This window comes from Kaistia sp. 32K (assembly GCF_016629525.1).
In the GTDB taxonomy this organism is placed as follows: domain Bacteria; phylum Pseudomonadota; class Alphaproteobacteria; order Rhizobiales; family Kaistiaceae; genus Kaistia.
In genome coordinates this window covers 2,551,500-2,568,464 of record NZ_AP024269.1, presented here as the reverse complement: position 1 = coordinate 2,568,464, position 16,965 = coordinate 2,551,500, and the positions used below count along the sequence as shown (strand labels likewise).

Genomic DNA, 16,965 nt, shown 5'->3' with positions numbered 1-16,965 from the left:
AATGAAGATGCTGATTGCGGCATTTCGCTCGTCTAGCCCATGCTAGGGAAGATTGCGGCGGCCGGAATCCGGCCGGCCGGATTGATGGGCGACGGGGAGCAGCATGTTGGAGCTATTGACGCCGGCGGAAATGGCCGAGGCGGACCGCCTGACGATCGCGGCGGGAACCCCGGGCATCGCGCTGATGGAAGTGGCCGGGCGCGCCGTCGCCGACGCCGTCGCGCCCTGGTCGCGCGAGACGCCGGTCGTCATTGCCTGCGGACCGGGCAACAATGGCGGCGACGGGTTCGTTGCCGCCCGGCTGCTGGCCGAGCGGGGCTACCGGGTTCAGCTCGGCCTGCTCGGGGCGCTCGACCGCCTGAAGGGCGACGCAGCGCTCGCGGCGGCTGCCTGGAAAGGCGAGACGCTCCCACTCGGCGCGCTCGATTTCGCCGGCGCCGGCGTGATCATCGATGCGCTGTTCGGCGCCGGGCTTGATCGGGGGATTGCTGGCGAGGCGGCCGAGGCGATCGCCGCCATCAATGCCTCGAAGGCGCATGTCGTCGCCGTCGATCTTCCGAGCGGCATCCAGGGCGAGACGGGCGAGGTGCTCGGCGTCGCCGTCCGCGCCGACGAGACGGTGACGTTCTTCCGGCCGAAGCCGGGCCATGTGCTGATGCCGGGCAGGGCGCATGTCGGGCGCCTGGCCGTCGCCGATATCGGTATTTCTCCCGCCGTCCTCGACGCCATCAGTCCCCGCGCGTGCCTCAATCGCCCGGAGCTCTGGCTGCCGGTCCTGCCGACCCTCAAGGTCGATGGTCACAAATACGACCGCGGTCATGCGGTCATCGTTTCCGGCGGCATGACGCAGACCGGGGCGGCGCGGCTCGCCGCGCGCGCGGCGCTCCGGGTCGGGGCAGGGCTGGTGACGCTCGCCTCGCCGCCGGACGCGCTGGCGGTCAACGCGGCGCATCTGACCGCCATCATGCTGAAGCGGATCGAGGGCGCGGCGGGGCTTTCCGCCCTGCTTGGGGATCACCGGCTGAACAGCGTCGGCCTCGGTCCCGGGCTCGGGCCGGCCGAGGTGGCGGGGCCTCTGGTCGAGGCGGCGTTGGCTTCCCAGGCGGCCGTCGTGATCGACGCGGACGGCCTGTCGGCGTTTCGCGATGCGCCGGAGCGCCTCTTCGCCGCGATCCGGGCAAGATCGGCGCCCGTCGTGCTGACGCCGCATGACGGCGAGTTCGCACGGCTCTTTCCGGACCTGGCAGCCCTGCCGGGCAAGCTCGACCGCGCCAGGCAGGCTGCAGCGCGTTCCGGCGCCGTCGTGCTGTTGAAGGGCGCCGATACGACGGTGGCCGATCCCGAGGGGCGGGCCGCGATCGCCGACAATGCGCCGCCCTATCTCGCGACGGCCGGATCCGGCGATACGCTCGCCGGCATGATCGTCGGGCTGCTGGCGGACGGCATGCCTGTTTTCGAGGCGACGGCGGCGGCGGTCTGGCTGCATGGCGAGGCGGGGGCGCTTCTGGGGCGGGGATTGATCGCCGAAGACCTCGCCGACGCGCTTCCCCGTGTGTTTAAGCGGCTTTTCGTTTGACCGCGCGAATTCGGATGCTATAGAGGCCCCACCTTGGCCGGAGCCTAGCCGCGGCCGGTTATTGCGGGCGTGGTGGAATTGGTAGACACGCTGGATTTAGGTTCCAGTGGCTTGCGCCGTGGGGGTTCAAGTCCCTCCGCCCGCACCAACGCCCGGAATAAGCAGTAATGCCGCCGGGCGAGACGCCAAAGAACCGATCGGAACAAGACAGAAAGCGCTGAACATGCAGGTGACCGAGACCCTCGCAGAGGGCCTGAAACGTGAACTCAAGATCGTGGTTCCGGCTACCGATCTCGAAAGCCGCCTTTCGGCGCGTCTGGAAGAGATGAAGGGCCAGGTCCAGCTCAAGGGCTTCCGTCCGGGCAAAGTGCCGGTTGCGCATCTGCGCCGGATCTACGGCAAGTCGGCTATGGCTGAGATCGTTCAGAACATCCTGAACGAGAACGCCCGCAAGACGCTTGAGGAGCGCGGCGAGCGCGCCGCCCTGCAGCCGAGCTTCGAGCTGCCCGAGGACGAGACCGACGCCGGCCAGGTGCTCGAAGGCAAGAAGGACCTCTCCTACACGATGTCCTACGAAGTTCTGCCGAAGTTCGAGCTCGGCGACCTCAACGGCATCGCGATCGAGCGTCCGGTCGCCGAAGTCTCCGACGAGGAAGTCGACACCGAGGTCAAGCGTCTGGCTCGCGATTCGGCCGAGTACCAGCCGAAGGACGGCGAGGCTGCTGACGGCGACCGCCTGACGATCTCCTATCTCGGCAAGATCGACGGCGTTCCCTTCGACGGCGGCGCCGACGACAACGCTTTCGTCCAGCTCGGTTCGGGCCGGTTCATTCCGGGCTTCGAGGAGCAGCTTCTCGGCGCCAAGGCCGGCGAAGAGCGCGTCCTGAACGTGACCTTCCCCGAGGCCTACGGCGCTGCGCAGCTCGCCGGCAAGGCCGCGACCTTCGACGTCGTCGTCAAGGAAGTCTCGGCTCCGGTCGAGGCGACGATCGATGACGAGTGGGCCAAGAAGTTCGGCATCGAATCGCTCGAAGAACTGCGCGCGACGATGCGCCAGCAGCTCGAGAGCCAGCTCGGCGCCGCGACCCGCACCAAGGTCAAGCGCCAGCTGCTCGACAAGCTCGACGAGAAGCACGCGTTCGAACTGCCGCCGACCATGGTCGAGCAGGAGTTCCAGAACGTCTGGAACCAGGTCACGCAGGACCTGCAGCGTTCGGGCCGCAGCTTCGCCGACGAGGACACGACGGAAGAGGCCGCCAAGGCCGACTACCGCAAGATCGCCGAGCGCCGCGTGCGCCTCGGTCTCGTCCTCTCGGAAATCGGCGAGAAGAACTCGATCCAGGTCACCGACGAGGAAGTGCAGCGCGCTCTCGTCGACCGGATCCGTCAGTTCCCGGGTCAGGAGAAGCAGGTCTACGACTTCTACCGCGAGAATCCGGACGCGCTGGCAAGCCTGCGCGCGCCGATCTTCGAGGAGAAGGTCGTCGACTACCTGCTCGGCCTCGCTGCGATCACCGACAAGACGGTTTCGCGCGAAGACCTGATGAAGGACGACGAGGAAGAAGCGAAGGCCTGATCGGCCGTCGCGCGTTTTCCCGCGCGGGGTTCGATCCCGTCGCGTCCAGCTCAAAGGGGTTCCGGCCAAGGCCGGGACCCACACCCGCCGGCGGTACGGCTGAGGCACTTCAGAACTGATGGGTCCCGGCCTGGCCGGGATGACGATCTGCGAAAGGGCTTGCCGCCACCCCTTTCGAACGCAGACGGCGTACCATATGTATGGGCCTTCGAGCCCCGGGAATCGGTCGTACCGAGTGAGGTCGGGCCGGGGCATCTCTAGGTAATCGTGGCAGTCCACTGCGCCGAAGGAAGATCATGAAGGATCCTATCGACCTCTATATGAACACGCTGGTGCCGATGGTGGTCGAGCAGACCAATCGCGGCGAGCGTGCCTACGACATTTATTCGCGTCTGCTGAAAGAGCGCATCATCTTCGTCACGGGTCCGGTCGAGGACTATATGGCGACGCTGATCACCGCCCAGCTTCTCTTCCTCGAGGCCGAGAACCCGAAGAAAGAGATCTCGATGTACATCAACTCGCCGGGTGGCGTGGTGTCGTCGGGGCTCGCGATCTACGACACGATGCAGTTCATCAAGCCGGCCGTGTCGACGCTCTGCGTCGGACAGGCGGCCTCGATGGGCTCGCTGCTGCTGACGGCAGGCGAGAAGGGCATGCGCTTCGCGCTGCCGAACGCCCGCGTCATGGTGCATCAGCCCTCCGGCGGCTATCAGGGCCAGGTGACGGACATCCTGATCCATGCCCGCGAGGTCGAGAGCCTGCGCAAGCGGCTTAACGAGATCTACGTGCAGCACACCGGCCAGGACATGAAGACCGTTGAAGACGCGCTCGAGCGCGACAACTTCATGGTTGCCGAGAAGGCCGTCGAGTTCGGCCTGATCGACCAGGTCCTGACCAATCGTGATGCGCTCGAGGCGGTCAAGAAAGACTGATCGGCTCGTTTCCAGAAAACGCTCCGGAAGCTGGGTCGGCTGTACGCAGCCGACCGCGACATTAAGTATGTATTGATCATGTCGCGCATAGCATGATTGGATCGCACTCTTCGGAGTGTGTCCGTCCGCAGGGGCATCAGGGTCCGAATTTTCGAATGCCGGTCAGGTCGGCATCGAGCCGGGCGAGACATCGAATAAGTCGTTTGGAGGTCCCGAGCCTGAACGACAGCGAGGTAGACGGATGAGCAAAGTCAGCGGAAGCGACACCAAGAATACGCTCTATTGCTCGTTTTGCGGCAAGAGCCAGCATGAGGTGCGCAAGCTGATCGCGGGCCCGACGGTATTCATCTGCGATGAATGCGTCGAGCTGTGCATGGACATCATTCGCGAGGAATCGAAGTCCTCGCTGGTGAAATCGCGCGACGGCGTCCCGACGCCGCTCGAGATCTGCGCGGTCCTGGATGACTATGTGATCGGCCAGCGCCACGCCAAGCGCGTGCTCTCGGTTGCCGTGCACAACCACTACAAGCGGTTGAACCACGCTGCCAAGAACAACGATGTCGAGCTGGCGAAGTCCAACATCCTGCTGATCGGCCCGACTGGTTGCGGCAAGACGCTGCTCGCGCAGACGCTCGCCCGCATCCTCGACGTGCCCTTCACCATGGCCGATGCGACGACGCTGACCGAGGCCGGCTACGTCGGCGAGGACGTCGAGAACATCATCCTGAAGCTGCTGCAGTCGGCCGACTACAATGTCGAGCGGGCGCAGCGCGGCATCGTCTACATCGACGAGGTCGACAAGATCTCGCGCAAGTCCGACAACCCGTCGATCACCCGCGACGTGTCGGGCGAGGGCGTGCAGCAGGCGCTGCTGAAGATCATGGAAGGCACGGTTGCCTCCGTGCCGCCGCAGGGCGGCCGCAAGCACCCGCAGCAGGAATTCCTGCAGGTCGACACGACGAACATCCTGTTCATCTGTGGCGGCGCCTTCGCAGGCCTCGAGAAGATCATCTCGGATCGCGGCCGTTCGACGTCGATCGGCTTCGCCGCTCGCGTCTCGGCGCCGGAAGATCGCCGCACGGGCGAGCTGTTCCGCAGCGTCGAGCCCGAGGATCTGCTGAAGTTCGGCCTGATCCCGGAATTCGTCGGCCGTCTGCCGGTGCTCGCCACGCTCGAGGATCTCGACGAGCCGGCGCTGATCACCATCCTGACCGAGCCGAAGAACGCTCTGGTCAAGCAGTACCAGCGCCTGTTCGAGATGGAGAATGTCGAGCTGACGTTCCACCCGGACGCGCTCTCGGCGATCGCCAAGAAGGCGATCGAGCGCAAGACCGGCGCGCGCGGCCTGCGTTCGATCATGGAAGCGATCCTGCTCGAGACGATGTTCGACCTGCCCGGCCTCGACGGCGTGCAGGAAGTCGTCATCTCGGCCGAGGTCGTCGATGGTTCGGCCCGCCCGCTCTACATCTATGCGGAGCGCCAGGACGAGGCCGTGGCCAACGCCGGCGCCTGAGGCGCTGGCTTTTGAGAACGTTCGAACGGCGGGGCATGTCCCCGCCGTTTTTGTTTGTGCGCTCTCCGGCGGCAGGGCGAACCACGCCCGGCGAGGCGGCGGAACCTTCCGTAACGGCCGGCGCAAAGAGCCCGATTGCAGTGCGGTGTACTGCTTGACACCCCGATGGTGCGACGCCACCTAATGGTCAACGCGTCGGAAGACGTTCAGACCCCGAGTCGACCCAACGGCCCTCTTTCCTCCAAGCCGGTGGTTCATCTCCAAGCCCCACGGTGCCAATCTGGGCCGTGGCGGTTCGAAAGGAATGCCTCATGACAGCTGATACCAAGCGTTCGATCGGCCTCGAAGCAGGCGACGAACTCTATCCGGTCCTGCCGCTGCGTGACATCGTCGTATTCCCGCACATGATCGTGCCGCTGTTTGTCGGGCGAGAAAAATCCATCCGTGCGCTGGAAGAGGTGATGCGGGCGGACAAGCAGATTCTCCTCGCCACCCAGCAGAATGCCAGCGATGACGATCCGGCGCCGGAAGCCATCTTCCCCGTCGGTACGCTCGCCAGCGTCCTCCAGCTCCTGAAGCTGCCGGACGGAACCGTCAAGGTTCTGGTCGAGGGCATCGCGCGCGCCGAAATCCAGCGCTACACCGACCACGAGGCCTATTACGAGGCCTATGCCACCGTGCTCGAGGACGATGTTGGCGATCGCGTCGAGGTGGAGGCGCTCGCCCGCTCGGTCGTGACCGAGTTCGAGAATTATGTGAAGCTGAACAAGAAGGTTTCGCCCGAGGTCGTCGGCGCGGTGACGCAGATCGACGACTATTCGAAGCTTGCCGACACGGTCGCCTCGCACCTCGCCATCAAGATCCCCGAGAAGCAGGCGATCCTCGCTCTGCCGACCGTCGCCGGCCGGCTGGAGCGTGTGCTCGGCCTGATGGAAAGCGAGATCTCCGTCCTTCAGGTGGAGAAGCGCATCCGCTCCCGCGTCAAGCGGCAGATGGAGAAGACGCAGCGCGAGTACTATCTGAACGAGCAGATGAAGGCGATCCAGAAGGAACTGGGCGACCAGGAGGACGGCAAGGACGAACTCGCCGAACTCGAGGAACGTATCGCCAAGACCAAGCTGTCGAAGGAAGCCAACGAGAAGGCGATGGGCGAGCTGAAGAAGCTCCGCCAGATGTCGCCGATGTCGGCCGAAGCGACGGTGGTCCGCAACTATCTCGACTGGCTGCTCGGCATTCCGTGGGGCAAGCGCTCCAAGGTCAAGCACGACCTGCGTTTCGCGCAGGAGGTGCTCGATGCCGATCACTACAGCCTCGACAAGGTCAAGGACCGGATCATCGAGTATCTGGCCGTGCAGAGCCGCGCCAACACGCTGAAGGGGCCGATCCTCTGCCTCGTCGGCCCTCCGGGCGTCGGCAAGACCTCGCTCGCCCGTTCGATCGCCAAGGCGACCGGCCGTGAATATGTCCGCATGTCGCTCGGCGGCGTGCGCGACGAGGCCGAGATCCGTGGCCACCGGCGCACCTATATCGGCTCGATGCCCGGCAAGGTCATCCAGTCGATGAAGAAGGCGAAGAAGTCCAATCCGCTCTTCCTGCTCGACGAGATCGACAAGATGGGCCAGGACTTCCGGGGCGATCCGTCGTCGGCGCTGCTCGAGGTGCTGGATCCGGAGCAGAACAGCACGTTCAACGATCATTACCTCGAGGTCGACTACGACCTGTCGAACGTGATGTTCGTGACGACGGCGAACACGCTGAACATCCCCGGCCCGTTGATGGACCGCATGGAGATCATCCGGATCGCCGGATACACCGAGGATGAGAAGCTCGCCATCGCCCGCAACCACCTTCTGCCGAAGGTCGTGAAGAATCACGGCCTGAACGAGAAGGAGTTCTCGGTCGGCGAGGAGGCGCTCCGCTTCATCATCCGTCGCTACACCCGCGAGGCGGGTGTCCGTAGCCTCGAGCGCGATCTGGCCACGCTGGCGCGCAAGGCGGTCAAGGACATCCTGCTGACCAAGGTGAAGTCGGTCGAGGTCACCGAGCAGGTCGTCGAGGATTATCTCGGCGCACCCCGCTATCGCTACGGCGAGGCGGAGCTCGAGGACCAGGTCGGTGTCGTGACGGGTCTCGCCTGGACGGAAGTCGGCGGCGAGATCCTGACGATCGAAGGCGTCATGATGCCCGGCAAGGGCCGCATGACCGTCACCGGCAACCTGCGCGACGTGATGAAGGAATCGATCTCCGCGGCGGCGTCCTACGTCCGCTCGCGCGCGGTTGATTTCGGCATCGAGCCGCCGCTGTTCGACCGGCGCGACATCCACGTGCACGTGCCGGAAGGCGCGACGCCGAAGGATGGCCCGTCGGCCGGTATCGCGATGGTGACGGCGATCGTCTCGACGATGACAGGCATCGCCGTCCGCAAGGACGTCGCCATGACGGGCGAGATCACGCTGCGTGGTCGCGTGCTGCCGATCGGCGGTCTGAAGGAGAAGCTGCTCGCGGCGCTGCGCGCCGGGATCAAGACGGTGATGATTCCCGAGGACAATGCGAAGGATCTCGCCGAGATCCCGGACAATGTGAAGAACGGCCTCGAGATCATCCCGGTCGCCCGGATGGACGACGTGCTGACCCATGCCTTGGTTCGCAAACCCGAGCCGATCACCTGGGACGAAAGCAAGGTCGTGGCCGATAAGACGGTCGTCGCAGACGACGATGCGGCGGCGGCTCTGACTGCCCATTAAGGGGCGGTTTTCCGCGCAAAACAGGACGCCCGCCACTCTGGCGGGCGTTTTTGTATCGAAATTCGCTGATTTCTGGTCCAAAAGCGCAGAATTCTGCCAGTTTCTCTTGCCATCCGTCCGTTTTTCAGGGATTTCTCGCGCTCGGTCGGGTCATGCGAATCGTCCCGACTCAAGACCTGAGAAAGGATCATCCATGGCTAACAAGAACGATCTCATCGCTGCCGTCGCCGAGCGTACCGGCGTGTCCAAGGCCGCCGCCGCCGAGGCTGTCGACGCAACGTTCGACGTGATCACGGCTGCCCTGAAGTCGGGTGACGAAGTCAAGATCATCGGTTTTGGTAATTTCAGCGTGGCTTCCCGCGCCGCCAGCGAGGGTCGCAATCCGCGTACCGGCGAGACGATCCAGATCGCCGCTTCCAAGACGCCGAAGTTCAAGGCCGGCAAGGGCCTGAAGGACGCCGTCAACTAAGCCATAGTCAGGCTTGTTGGGTTTTGACGGCCTTGCGCCTTCGCGGCGCGAGGCCGTTTTTTTTGACCGCGCCGTGGATGGCGCGCTTATGGCCTTGAAAGACGGGGCGACTTTCGCCTACACGTCTCGGCGCCGGACGATTTTCCGGGCGGTTAGCTCAGTTGGTAGAGCGCCTCGTTTACACCGAGGATGTCGGGAGTTCGAGTCTCTCACCGCCCACCATTCCCGGCCCTCCCGGCGACGTCGAAATCAGCCCCCCTTGCGGACGCGCGGCATGCCCATGCTTTGCTGCGGTCAGTTTCGTCGTCTGCCCCCTCCACACAGATGATCTTTTGTCCCGCCGCGCCGGATGCTGCTTCCGAACGCGATGGCGAGGCCCGCGAGGGCAGGGGCGGCTCCTTGTTCGCGTTGTCGAAAGTGGCTTTTGAGGCTGGGCAACGGTTCGCCGGCAATGGGTCCGGTTTTCCACAATGGCTCCGGAAAGCGCGCTTGACTTGGATAGGGCGGTACCGTACTTCAGCGCTCAACAACGACGCGGCGACGAGCTGCGGCGGCCTCGAAAGAGGACCCCAGCGGGGGTGTAGCTCAGTTGGTTAGAGCGCCGGCCTGTCACGCCGGAGGTCGCGGGTTCGAGCCCCGTCACTCCCGCCATTCTTTCCCAAGCAGGTGACATCGTCACGTACTGCCTGGAACTGCGGATCGCAGCGACGGTCTGGCCATGGCCAGATTGACCCGATCCGCAAGCACGACGCGGCCCTTGGCCGTGACGCCCGAAAGGGGCACCCGCGGGGGTGTAGCTCAGTTGGTTAGAGCGCCGGCCTGTCACGCCGGAGGTCGCGGGTTCGAGCCCCGTCACTCCCGCCATTTCTTCTTCTCTCCTCATCGTTGATTTTCGTCCTGCAACGTTCTCCTGGTTCGCTGCCACCTGGCGGGCAGTGTGAGGCCCAGACGCTTGCCGGCAGTCGCCCATCAGGGAATAGCGCTCTCGAAGCCTGCCCGGCGTCGTTGGCCGCCCGGTGGCCCTTCCAGAGCCCCTGTACGAGCCATGAAGCGCCTTGGAGCGGGAGAAGCGGCCTCGCCTCCTGCTCGGCCCCCGTGACGCGGCTAGAAGGCCTTGGGCCGACGGTTGGTGTCGGGCGGGGAGGGCGCACGCAGGCGTTGCATATCCCGTCTGTCCTGAATTTACTGGTCGCAGCGCCTTTCAGCAGACCGGTCCGATGACGCCACCGAACCCTCCCGCAAAACCTGCCTTCTACGATATTGCCCGGATCCGTCGCGCTGCGCTGGCGGCGGCCGGCGTTGTCGCCCCCTGGGGTGTCGGCATGGCGGCCGGGCAGGCGACGAATGGATCCATCGCCTCCTTCGGCGCCTATCTGCTGCTAGTCTCGTTCCCGACCGTTCCCGTGGCGAGACCCGTGCTGACGCTCGGATTGGCTGCGCTGATCCTCAGCGGCTTCGCCTGCCTCGGCGCCATGGTGACGATCGGCGGCGCGGGCTTCTTCGCCATGGCGGTCGCAGCGGCCCTGGCGCAGGCGGTGATGGAGCTCAGGGGCGGTCCGCTGCGGCTTCCGGTGGCGCTCGGGGCGTTGGCCTTCTTCCTGTCGATCGAGCCGCTGCCACCGGGTGGGTGGCAGCTGTATGGCGGGCTCTTCCTCGCCGGGACGATCTGGGCCGTCGCGGTCGCGGCCGTCGTGCTGCCCCGGGCGCCCGCGAGCGGCTCGTCGCTTCCGGTCGGCGATTGGGCAGGGGGGCGCTTTCTGGCCACGGCCGCGTCCGCCAGCCTGCTGGGGGCGTTGCTGGCGGGGATTTCGCCAAGCTCGCATCCCGGATGGCTGCCAGCGGCGGCGCTACGCGTCCTGAAGCCGACGCGCGAGCAGACGCTGCGGCGGATGAAGCAGCGCGGTATCGGCAGCCTGCTCGGGGCTGCCTGCGGCGGCTTGCTGCTCGGATGGGCGAGTGCGCCATGGCTGCACGCGACGCTGGTCGGCATCCTCGTCTTCGCCATGTTGATGATCGGGGCGAAGCGCTATGGCGCGTGGACCTTCTGCCTCACAGCGGTCGCGCTCGCCTTCGATCTCGGGCCCGTCGCGTCGCCCCTGCCGCTCGCGTTCGATCGGGTATTGCTGACGGCGGGCGGCCTGCTCGTCGTGACCGCTCTCTTCTTCCTGCTGCCGCGAGGATCGGCCGCGCCGTCAAAGACCGTGCCGAAGGTGCATGCCGAATCCGGCGCCGGCAGCTGAGCCGGTTTTCACAGGGTGCGTCTGCTTGGTCTCGCCAAGGCGCGCCCATGTTGTTCTCGGCGTCCGATTCGGCCGGGAACCGCGTCGGCGCCGCGAATACTGTTGCTGCACCGCAGCGACAGAAAGATTAGATCGTCACCTGTGATAAGTTTACCCTGCGTCTGCTGGCGTCGGTCACGAATGATTCGCGGTCGGTCGTCCATTCGGGGAGATTCTCATGGAGACTCTACTGCCTCTTATCATCCAGGTGGTGGCCGGCCTGATCGGCGGAAACGCAGCGGGTTCGGCCCTCAAGGACAAGAGCCTTGGGACCACGGGCAATTCCATCGCCGGCGGTATCGGCGGCCTCATTCTGGGCCAGATCCTGCAGGCTGTGATGGGCGGCGGCGCGCCCGACGCCGGCGCGGCGATGGCCGGCCTCGACATCAGCAAGATCCTCGCCGACGTGGTCGGTGGCGGCGCCGGCGGCGCGATCCTCACGGCGATCGTCGGCCTGCTGAAGAATCAGGCATCCGGCGCCCGGTAGCGGCAGGGCGGCCGACGCGGGGCGCCAGCTCCGGCAGGTGCCGATGCTGCCAGATGGGGGCGATTCGCCCCCATTTTCTTGTGAATTTATTCCGGGTCCGAGGATTCTGGTTTTCTCAGGCTGGGCGTGGACTTTGCGCCACTTGGACGGGACATCTCGCCGCACACAAAAATGGTTTCATTCTTCCAGTTCTAATTTTTGCCCGTTTCCCGCCGTGATCCGCGATTCCGGCCCCGAAGCCCCCCGGCCGTGCGATGGCTCGGGGCTTGCCACGCCTTTCCACCTCCGCTAAGCCTCGCCTCATGTTTCGACCGCCGCCCTGGCGGATCGCCGTCTTGGCACGGCCGGCCGATATCTTAGTCGAGTGAAACGCTTGGCGGCCATTTTGCGCCGCACCATCGTCGAGCGGCAGCGCGGCTGCACATGATGGGAGCAACGGAGCCGGACCATGGAAGACCTGTTGCGCGAATACCTGCCAATCCTCGTGTTTCTCGGGATTGCTCTGGTCATCGGGCTTGCGCTGTTGATCTCGCCCTTCCTCGTCGCCTACCGCAATCCGGATCCGGAGAAGCTCTCGGCCTACGAGTGCGGCTTTAACGCCTTCGACGACGCGCGCATGCGGTTCGACGTGCGGTTCTACCTCGTCGCCATCCTGTTCATCATCTTCGATCTCGAAGTGGCGTTCCTGTTCCCCTGGGCGGTCGTGTTCGGCGACCTCGGCTGGTACGGCTTCTGGTCGATGATGATTTTCCTGGCCGTTCTCACCATCGGCTTCATCTATGAATGGAAGAAGGGAGCGCTCGAATGGGATTGAGCGGAACCTCTGCTACCCAGGTCGCTGAGCGGCCGAAGGGGCTTGTGGATGCGTCGGGGCGGCCTATCGGTCATTCCGACCCCTTCTTCATGGAGGTCAACAACGAGCTGGCGGACAAGGGTTTCTTTGTCGCCGCCGCTTCGGACCTGATCACCTGGGCCCGCACCGGCTCTCTGATGTGGATGCAGTTCGGCCTCGCCTGCTGCGCCGTCGAGATGATGCAGGTGTCGATGCCGCGCTACGACGTCGAGCGCTTCGGCTTCGCGCCGCGCGCCTCGCCGCGCCAGTCCGACGTGATGATCGTCGCCGGCACGCTGACCAACAAGATGGCTCCCGCGCTCCGCAAGGTCTACGACCAGATGCCGGAGCCGCGCTACGTCATCTCGATGGGCAGCTGCGCCAATGGCGGCGGCTACTACCATTATTCCTATTCCGTGGTGCGGGGTTGCGATCGCGTCGTGCCGGTCGACATCTACGTTCCGGGATGCCCGCCGACGGCTGAAGCGCTGCTCTATGGCGTTCTGCTCCTGCAGAAGAAGATCCGTCGCACCGGCACCATCGAGCGCTGAAGGCACAGCATGGAAGAGACCCTCAAACAGCTCGGTGACTACATCGTCGCGCAACGTGGCGCGGATGTGGTCGGCTGGGACGTCGCCTATGGCGAGCTGACCGTCAACGTCCGGCTCGAGACCATCGTCGACCTCGTCGCCTGGCTCGCCAGCGATCCGAATACCGGCTTCGTCAGCCTGATCGACGTCTGCGGTGTCGATTACCCGCAGCGCGAGCTGCGCTTCGACGTCGTCTATCACCTGCTGAGCCCGACGCGGAACCTCCGCATCCGCCTCAAGCTCGAGACGGACGAAGTCACCCCGGTTCCGTCGATCACGTCGATCCTGCCGGGCGCCGACTGGTTCGAGCGCGAAGCCTACGACATGTACGGCATCCTGTTCACCGGTCATCCCGATCTGCGTCGCCTGCTCACCGACTACGGCTTCGAAGGGCATCCGCTGCGCAAGGACTTCCCGCTCACCGGCTATGTCGAGGTTCGCTACGACGACCAGCAGAAGCGCGTCGTCTACGAGCCCGTGCGCCTGGCGCAGGAATTCCGCGACTTCGACTTCCTCTCGCCATGGGAAGGCACCGACTACGTGCTGCCGGGCGACGAGAAGGCCGCGGACGCACCCAAGACCGAACAGAAGTCGAGCTGAGGCACGAGATGGCAGAAGCCCAGGTTCGTCCATTCAATATCAACTTCGGCCCCGAGCATCCCTCGGCGCACGGCGTGTTGCGCCTCGTGCTCGAGCTCGATGGTGAAATCGTCGATCGCGTGGATCCGCATATCGGCCTGCTGCATCGCGGCACCGAGAAGCTGATCGAGAACAAGACCTATCTCCAGGCCGTGCCCTATTTCGATCGTCTCGACTACGTCGCGCCGATGAACCAGGAGCACGCCTTCGCGCTCGCCGTCGAGAAGCTGCTCGGCATCGAGGTGCCGAAGCGTGGCCAGCTGATCCGCGTCCTCTACTCCGAGATCGGTCGCATCCTGTCGCACGTCCTGAACGTGACGACCTGGGCGATGGACTGCGGCGCCCTGACGCCGCCGCTCTGGGGCTTCGAGGAACGCGAGAAGCTCATGATCTTCTATGAGCGCGCGTCCGGCTCCCGCATGCATGCGGCCTATTTCCGTCCCGGCGGCGTGCACCAGGATCTGCCAGAGCAGCTCGTTCGCGATATCGGCGATTTCTGCGATCCGTTCCTGCAGCGGCTGAACGATCTCGACCGTCTCGTGACCGGTAACCGCATCTTCAAGCAGCGCAACGTCGACATCGGCGTGCTGACGCAGGAAGAAGCCTGGAAGTGGGCCTATTCCGGCGTGCTGATCCGCGGCACGGGCGCTGCCTGGGACCTGCGTCGCGCGCAGCCCTACGAGTGCTATTCGGAACTCGAGTTCGACATTCCGACCGGCGTTCACGGCGACAATTACGACCGCTATCTCGTCCGCATGGCCGAGATGCGCGAGTCGATCCGCATCATGAAGCAGTGCGTGCATCGCCTGCTGACGACGGAGAAGGTCGGTCCGGTCTCCTACACCGACAACAAGATCGTCCCGCCGAAGCGCGGTGAGATGAAGCGTTCGATGGAAGCGCTCATCCATCACTTCAAGCTCTACACCGAGGGCTATCACGTTCCCGCCGGCGAGGTTTACGCCGCCGTCGAGGCGCCGAAGGGCGAGTTCGGCGTCTATCTGGTGGCGGACGGCTCCAACAAGCCCTACCGCTGCAAGATCCGTGCGCCCGGTTTCGCGCATCTCCAGTCGATGGACTTCCTGTGTCGAGGCCACATGCTGGCCGACGTCTCCGCGGTTCTCGGTTCCATCGACATCGTGTTCGGAGAGGTTGACCGCTAATGTCCGTTCGTCGTCTCGCATCCGAACAGCCCGCGAGCTTTGCGTTCTCGCCGGAAAATCTGGCCTGGGCCGAAAAGCAGGTCACGAAGTTCCCGGAAGGCAAGCAGGCTTCCGCCGTCATCTCGATTCTGTGGCGCGTCCAGGAGCAGCAGGGCTGGGTTTCGGAGCCGTCGATCCGCTGGGTCGGCGAGTTCCTCGACATGCCGTATATCCGCGTGCTCGAAGTCGCGACCTTCTACACGATGTTCCTGCTCGCCCCGGTCGGCAAGAAGGCGCACATCCAGGTCTGCGGCACGACGCCGTGCATGCTGCGTGGCGCCAACAAGCTGATCGAGCTCTGCCGCGAGCGCATCCACGCCGAGCCGTTCCATCCCTCCGCCGACGGTTCGCTGTCGTGGGAAGAGGTGGAGTGCCTGGGCGCCTGCGTGAACGCGCCGATGGCGCAGATCGTCCCGGATACCTACGAGGATCTGACGGTCGAGAGCCTCGGCAAGCTGATCGATGACATCGAGGCCGGCCGGCCGATCAAGCCGGGCCCGCAGATCGATCGTCATCATTCGGCGCCGGAGGGCGGTTTCCGGGCGCTGACGTCGCCGGAACTCTATGACGGCTCGATGGTCGGGCAGGGCGCAGGCCTGCAGGCCGCGCGCGAGGCGATCGCCGCCCGCGCAGCGGCTGCGGCGGAAGCTGCCCGCGCCGCCGCCAATCCCGCGCCGGCCGAGCCGCCTGCGGCTCCCGCCGTCAAGGCCGAGGGCGAGGCGGACAAGGAAAAGGTTCCCAATCAGGTCAAGCAGAACGTGCCGGCCTCGGACCCCGCGGTCCGGCCGGATGCGGGCAAGAAAGAGTAGAGGGGGCGGACGATGCTTTCGGACAAAGACCGCATCTTCACGAATATCTACGGCCATCACGACTGGGGTCTCCAGGGCGCGCTGAAGCGCGGCTCGTGGGATGGCACCAAGACCATCATCGAGGCCGGTCGCGACTGGATCGTCGACCAGATGAAGGCCTCGGGCCTGCGCGGCCGCGGCGGCGCCGGTTTCCCGACCGGCCTGAAGTGGTCGTTCATGCCCAAGCAGAACGACGGCCGGCCGCACTACCTCGTCGTCAACGCCGACGAATCCGAGCCCGGCACCTGCAAGGATCGCGAGATCCTGCGGCATGATCCGCACCATCTCGTCGAGGGTTGCCTGATCGCCGGCTTCGCGATGGGCGCCCATGCGGCCTACATCTACGTTCGCGGCGAGTTCATTCGCGAGCGCGAGCATCTGCAGGCGGCGATCGACCAGGCCTACGAAGCGCGCCTGATCGGCAAGAACAACGTCCATAGCTGGGACATGGACATCTATGTCGCCCATGGCGCCGGCGCCTATATCTGCGGCGAAGAGACGGCCCTGCTCGAGAGCCTGGAAGGCAAGAAGGGCCAGCCGCGCCTGAAGCCGCCGTTCCCGGCCAATGTCGGCCTCTACGGCTGCCCGACGACCGTCAACAACGTCGAGAGCATCGCGGTTGCCCCGACCATCCTGCGTCGCGGCCCGTCGTGGTTCTCGTCGATCGGTCGTCCGAACAATGTCGGCACCAAGCTGTTCGGCATCTCCGGCCATGTGAACACCCCCTGCATCGTCGAAGAGGCGATGGGCATCCCGTTCAAGGAATTGATCGAGAAGCACGGCGGCGGCGTTCGCGGCGGTTGGGACAATCTGAAGGCGATCATCCCCGGCGGCGCTTCCTGCCCGATCATTCCGGCCGAGCAGTGCGAAGACCTGATCATGGACTTCGACGGCACGCGCGCCGTGAAGTCGAGCTTCGGCACCGCCGGCGTGCTCGTCATGGACAAGTCGACCGACGTCATCCGCGCCATCGCCCGCATCGCTTACTTCTTCAAGCATGAGAGCTGCGGCCAGTGCACGCCGTGCCGCGAAGGCACCGGCTGGATGTGGCGCGTGATCGACCGTATGGCGCGCGGCGAAGCCGAGAAGCGCGAAATCGACATGCTCCTGCAGGTCACGACCCAGGTCGAGGGCCACACGATCTGCGCGCTCGGCGACGCCGCTGCATGGCCCATCCAGGGCCTGATCCGGCATTTCCGGCACGAGATCGAGGAGCGCATCGACCTCTATTCCCGCAACCCCCGGCCGATCGAACGGCAGATGCTGGAAGCGGCGGAGTAA

Annotated in this window: 14 protein-coding genes and 4 tRNA genes; all 18 read left to right on the top strand. The window is 65.1% G+C overall.

Annotation, left to right across the window (positions count from 1 at the left end; translation table 11 throughout):
* The first annotated feature begins 103 nt into the window (after positions 1 to 103).
* The 18 genes from K32_RS11620 to nuoF all read left to right on the top strand — a co-directional run bounded on the left by K32_RS11620 (position 104) and on the right by nuoF (position 16,965).
* Positions 104 to 1,576, top strand: coding sequence for an NAD(P)H-hydrate dehydratase (locus tag K32_RS11620; protein WP_244669943.1), 1,473 nt, complete (start codon positions 104 to 106; stop codon positions 1,574 to 1,576).
* 63 nt (positions 1,577 to 1,639) lie between these two features.
* Positions 1,640 to 1,724 (top strand) — tRNA-Leu (locus K32_RS11615).
* Positions 1,725 to 1,799: 75 nt separating this feature from the next.
* Positions 1,800 to 3,152 carry a trigger factor gene (tig, locus tag K32_RS11610; protein WP_201404151.1) on the top strand — a complete coding sequence of 451 codons (1,353 nt, stop codon included), beginning with the start codon at positions 1,800 to 1,802 and terminating at the stop codon, positions 3,150 to 3,152.
* Between the two features lie 296 nt (positions 3,153 to 3,448).
* Positions 3,449 to 4,084 (top strand): ATP-dependent Clp protease proteolytic subunit, encoded by a 636-nt coding sequence (locus K32_RS11605; RefSeq protein WP_201404150.1) that lies wholly within the window; start codon positions 3,449 to 3,451, stop codon positions 4,082 to 4,084.
* A gap of 241 nt (positions 4,085 to 4,325) precedes the next feature.
* Entirely contained in the window at positions 4,326 to 5,597 is a 1,272-nt protein-coding gene (gene clpX / locus K32_RS11600; RefSeq protein WP_201404149.1) for an ATP-dependent Clp protease ATP-binding subunit ClpX, read from the top strand.
* A gap of 311 nt (positions 5,598 to 5,908) precedes the next feature.
* Positions 5,909 to 8,341 (top strand): endopeptidase La, encoded by a 2,433-nt coding sequence (gene lon / locus K32_RS11595; protein ID WP_201404148.1) that lies wholly within the window; start codon positions 5,909 to 5,911, stop codon positions 8,339 to 8,341.
* A gap of 193 nt (positions 8,342 to 8,534) precedes the next feature.
* Positions 8,535 to 8,810 (top strand): HU family DNA-binding protein, encoded by a 276-nt coding sequence (locus K32_RS11590; protein ID WP_201404147.1) that lies wholly within the window; start codon positions 8,535 to 8,537, stop codon positions 8,808 to 8,810.
* 146 nt (positions 8,811 to 8,956) lie between these two features.
* A tRNA-Val gene (locus tag K32_RS11585) sits at positions 8,957 to 9,032 on the top strand.
* 352 nt (positions 9,033 to 9,384) lie between these two features.
* Positions 9,385 to 9,461 (top strand) — tRNA-Asp (locus K32_RS11580).
* A 136-nt stretch (positions 9,462 to 9,597) separates the two neighbouring features.
* A tRNA-Asp gene (locus K32_RS11575) sits at positions 9,598 to 9,674 on the top strand.
* Between the two features lie 353 nt (positions 9,675 to 10,027).
* Positions 10,028 to 11,050 carry an FUSC family protein gene (locus tag K32_RS11570; protein WP_201404146.1) on the top strand — a complete coding sequence of 341 codons (1,023 nt, stop codon included), beginning with the start codon at positions 10,028 to 10,030 and terminating at the stop codon, positions 11,048 to 11,050.
* 217 nt (positions 11,051 to 11,267) lie between these two features.
* Positions 11,268 to 11,576 carry a hypothetical protein gene (locus K32_RS11565; RefSeq protein WP_201404145.1) on the top strand — a complete coding sequence of 103 codons (309 nt, stop codon included), beginning with the start codon at positions 11,268 to 11,270 and terminating at the stop codon, positions 11,574 to 11,576.
* Between the two features lie 448 nt (positions 11,577 to 12,024).
* Positions 12,025 to 12,390, top strand: a complete 366-nt coding sequence (locus K32_RS11560) for an NADH-quinone oxidoreductase subunit A (RefSeq protein ID WP_201404144.1) — start codon at positions 12,025 to 12,027, stop codon at positions 12,388 to 12,390.
* Positions 12,381 to 12,959: an NADH-quinone oxidoreductase subunit B family protein gene (locus K32_RS11555; RefSeq protein ID WP_201404143.1), complete on the top strand. Its 579-nt coding sequence runs from the start codon at positions 12,381 to 12,383 to the stop codon at positions 12,957 to 12,959. Before K32_RS11560 ends, K32_RS11555 begins: the two co-directional genes overlap by 10 nt.
* 9 nt (positions 12,960 to 12,968) lie before the next feature.
* Positions 12,969 to 13,598, top strand: coding sequence for an NADH-quinone oxidoreductase subunit C (locus K32_RS11550; protein ID WP_201404142.1), 630 nt, complete (start codon positions 12,969 to 12,971; stop codon positions 13,596 to 13,598).
* A gap of 8 nt (positions 13,599 to 13,606) precedes the next feature.
* Entirely contained in the window at positions 13,607 to 14,797 is a 1,191-nt protein-coding gene (locus K32_RS11545; protein ID WP_201404141.1) for an NADH-quinone oxidoreductase subunit D, read from the top strand.
* Positions 14,797 to 15,645: an NADH-quinone oxidoreductase subunit NuoE gene (gene nuoE / locus K32_RS11540; RefSeq protein WP_201404140.1), complete on the top strand. Its 849-nt coding sequence runs from the start codon at positions 14,797 to 14,799 to the stop codon at positions 15,643 to 15,645. The genes K32_RS11545 and nuoE overlap by 1 nt, the downstream gene beginning before the upstream one ends.
* A 12-nt stretch (positions 15,646 to 15,657) precedes the next feature.
* Positions 15,658 to 16,965 carry an NADH-quinone oxidoreductase subunit NuoF gene (nuoF, locus tag K32_RS11535; protein WP_201404139.1) on the top strand — a complete coding sequence of 436 codons (1,308 nt, stop codon included), beginning with the start codon at positions 15,658 to 15,660 and terminating at the stop codon, positions 16,963 to 16,965.

Bases quoted from the DNA above. Each gene is read 5' to 3' on its own strand.
- K32_RS11620 (WP_244669943.1), top strand. From the start codon at position 104: ATGTTGGAGCTATTGACGCCGGCGGAAATGGCCGAGGCGGACCGCCTG.
- tig (WP_201404151.1), top strand. From the start codon at position 1,800: ATGCAGGTGACCGAGACCCTCGCAGAGGGCCTGAAACGTGAACTCAAG.
- K32_RS11605 (WP_201404150.1), top strand. From the start codon at position 3,449: ATGAAGGATCCTATCGACCTCTATATGAACACGCTGGTGCCGATGGTG.
- clpX (WP_201404149.1), top strand. From the start codon at position 4,326: ATGAGCAAAGTCAGCGGAAGCGACACCAAGAATACGCTCTATTGCTCG.
- lon (WP_201404148.1), top strand. From the start codon at position 5,909: ATGACAGCTGATACCAAGCGTTCGATCGGCCTCGAAGCAGGCGACGAA.
- K32_RS11590 (WP_201404147.1), top strand. From the start codon at position 8,535: ATGGCTAACAAGAACGATCTCATCGCTGCCGTCGCCGAGCGTACCGGC.
- K32_RS11570 (WP_201404146.1), top strand. From the start codon at position 10,028: ATGACGCCACCGAACCCTCCCGCAAAACCTGCCTTCTACGATATTGCC.
- K32_RS11565 (WP_201404145.1), top strand. From the start codon at position 11,268: ATGGAGACTCTACTGCCTCTTATCATCCAGGTGGTGGCCGGCCTGATC.
- K32_RS11560 (WP_201404144.1), top strand. From the start codon at position 12,025: ATGGAAGACCTGTTGCGCGAATACCTGCCAATCCTCGTGTTTCTCGGG.
- K32_RS11555 (WP_201404143.1), top strand. From the start codon at position 12,381: ATGGGATTGAGCGGAACCTCTGCTACCCAGGTCGCTGAGCGGCCGAAG.
- K32_RS11550 (WP_201404142.1), top strand. From the start codon at position 12,969: ATGGAAGAGACCCTCAAACAGCTCGGTGACTACATCGTCGCGCAACGT.
- K32_RS11545 (WP_201404141.1), top strand. From the start codon at position 13,607: ATGGCAGAAGCCCAGGTTCGTCCATTCAATATCAACTTCGGCCCCGAG.
- nuoE (WP_201404140.1), top strand. From the start codon at position 14,797: ATGTCCGTTCGTCGTCTCGCATCCGAACAGCCCGCGAGCTTTGCGTTC.
- nuoF (WP_201404139.1), top strand. From the start codon at position 15,658: ATGCTTTCGGACAAAGACCGCATCTTCACGAATATCTACGGCCATCAC.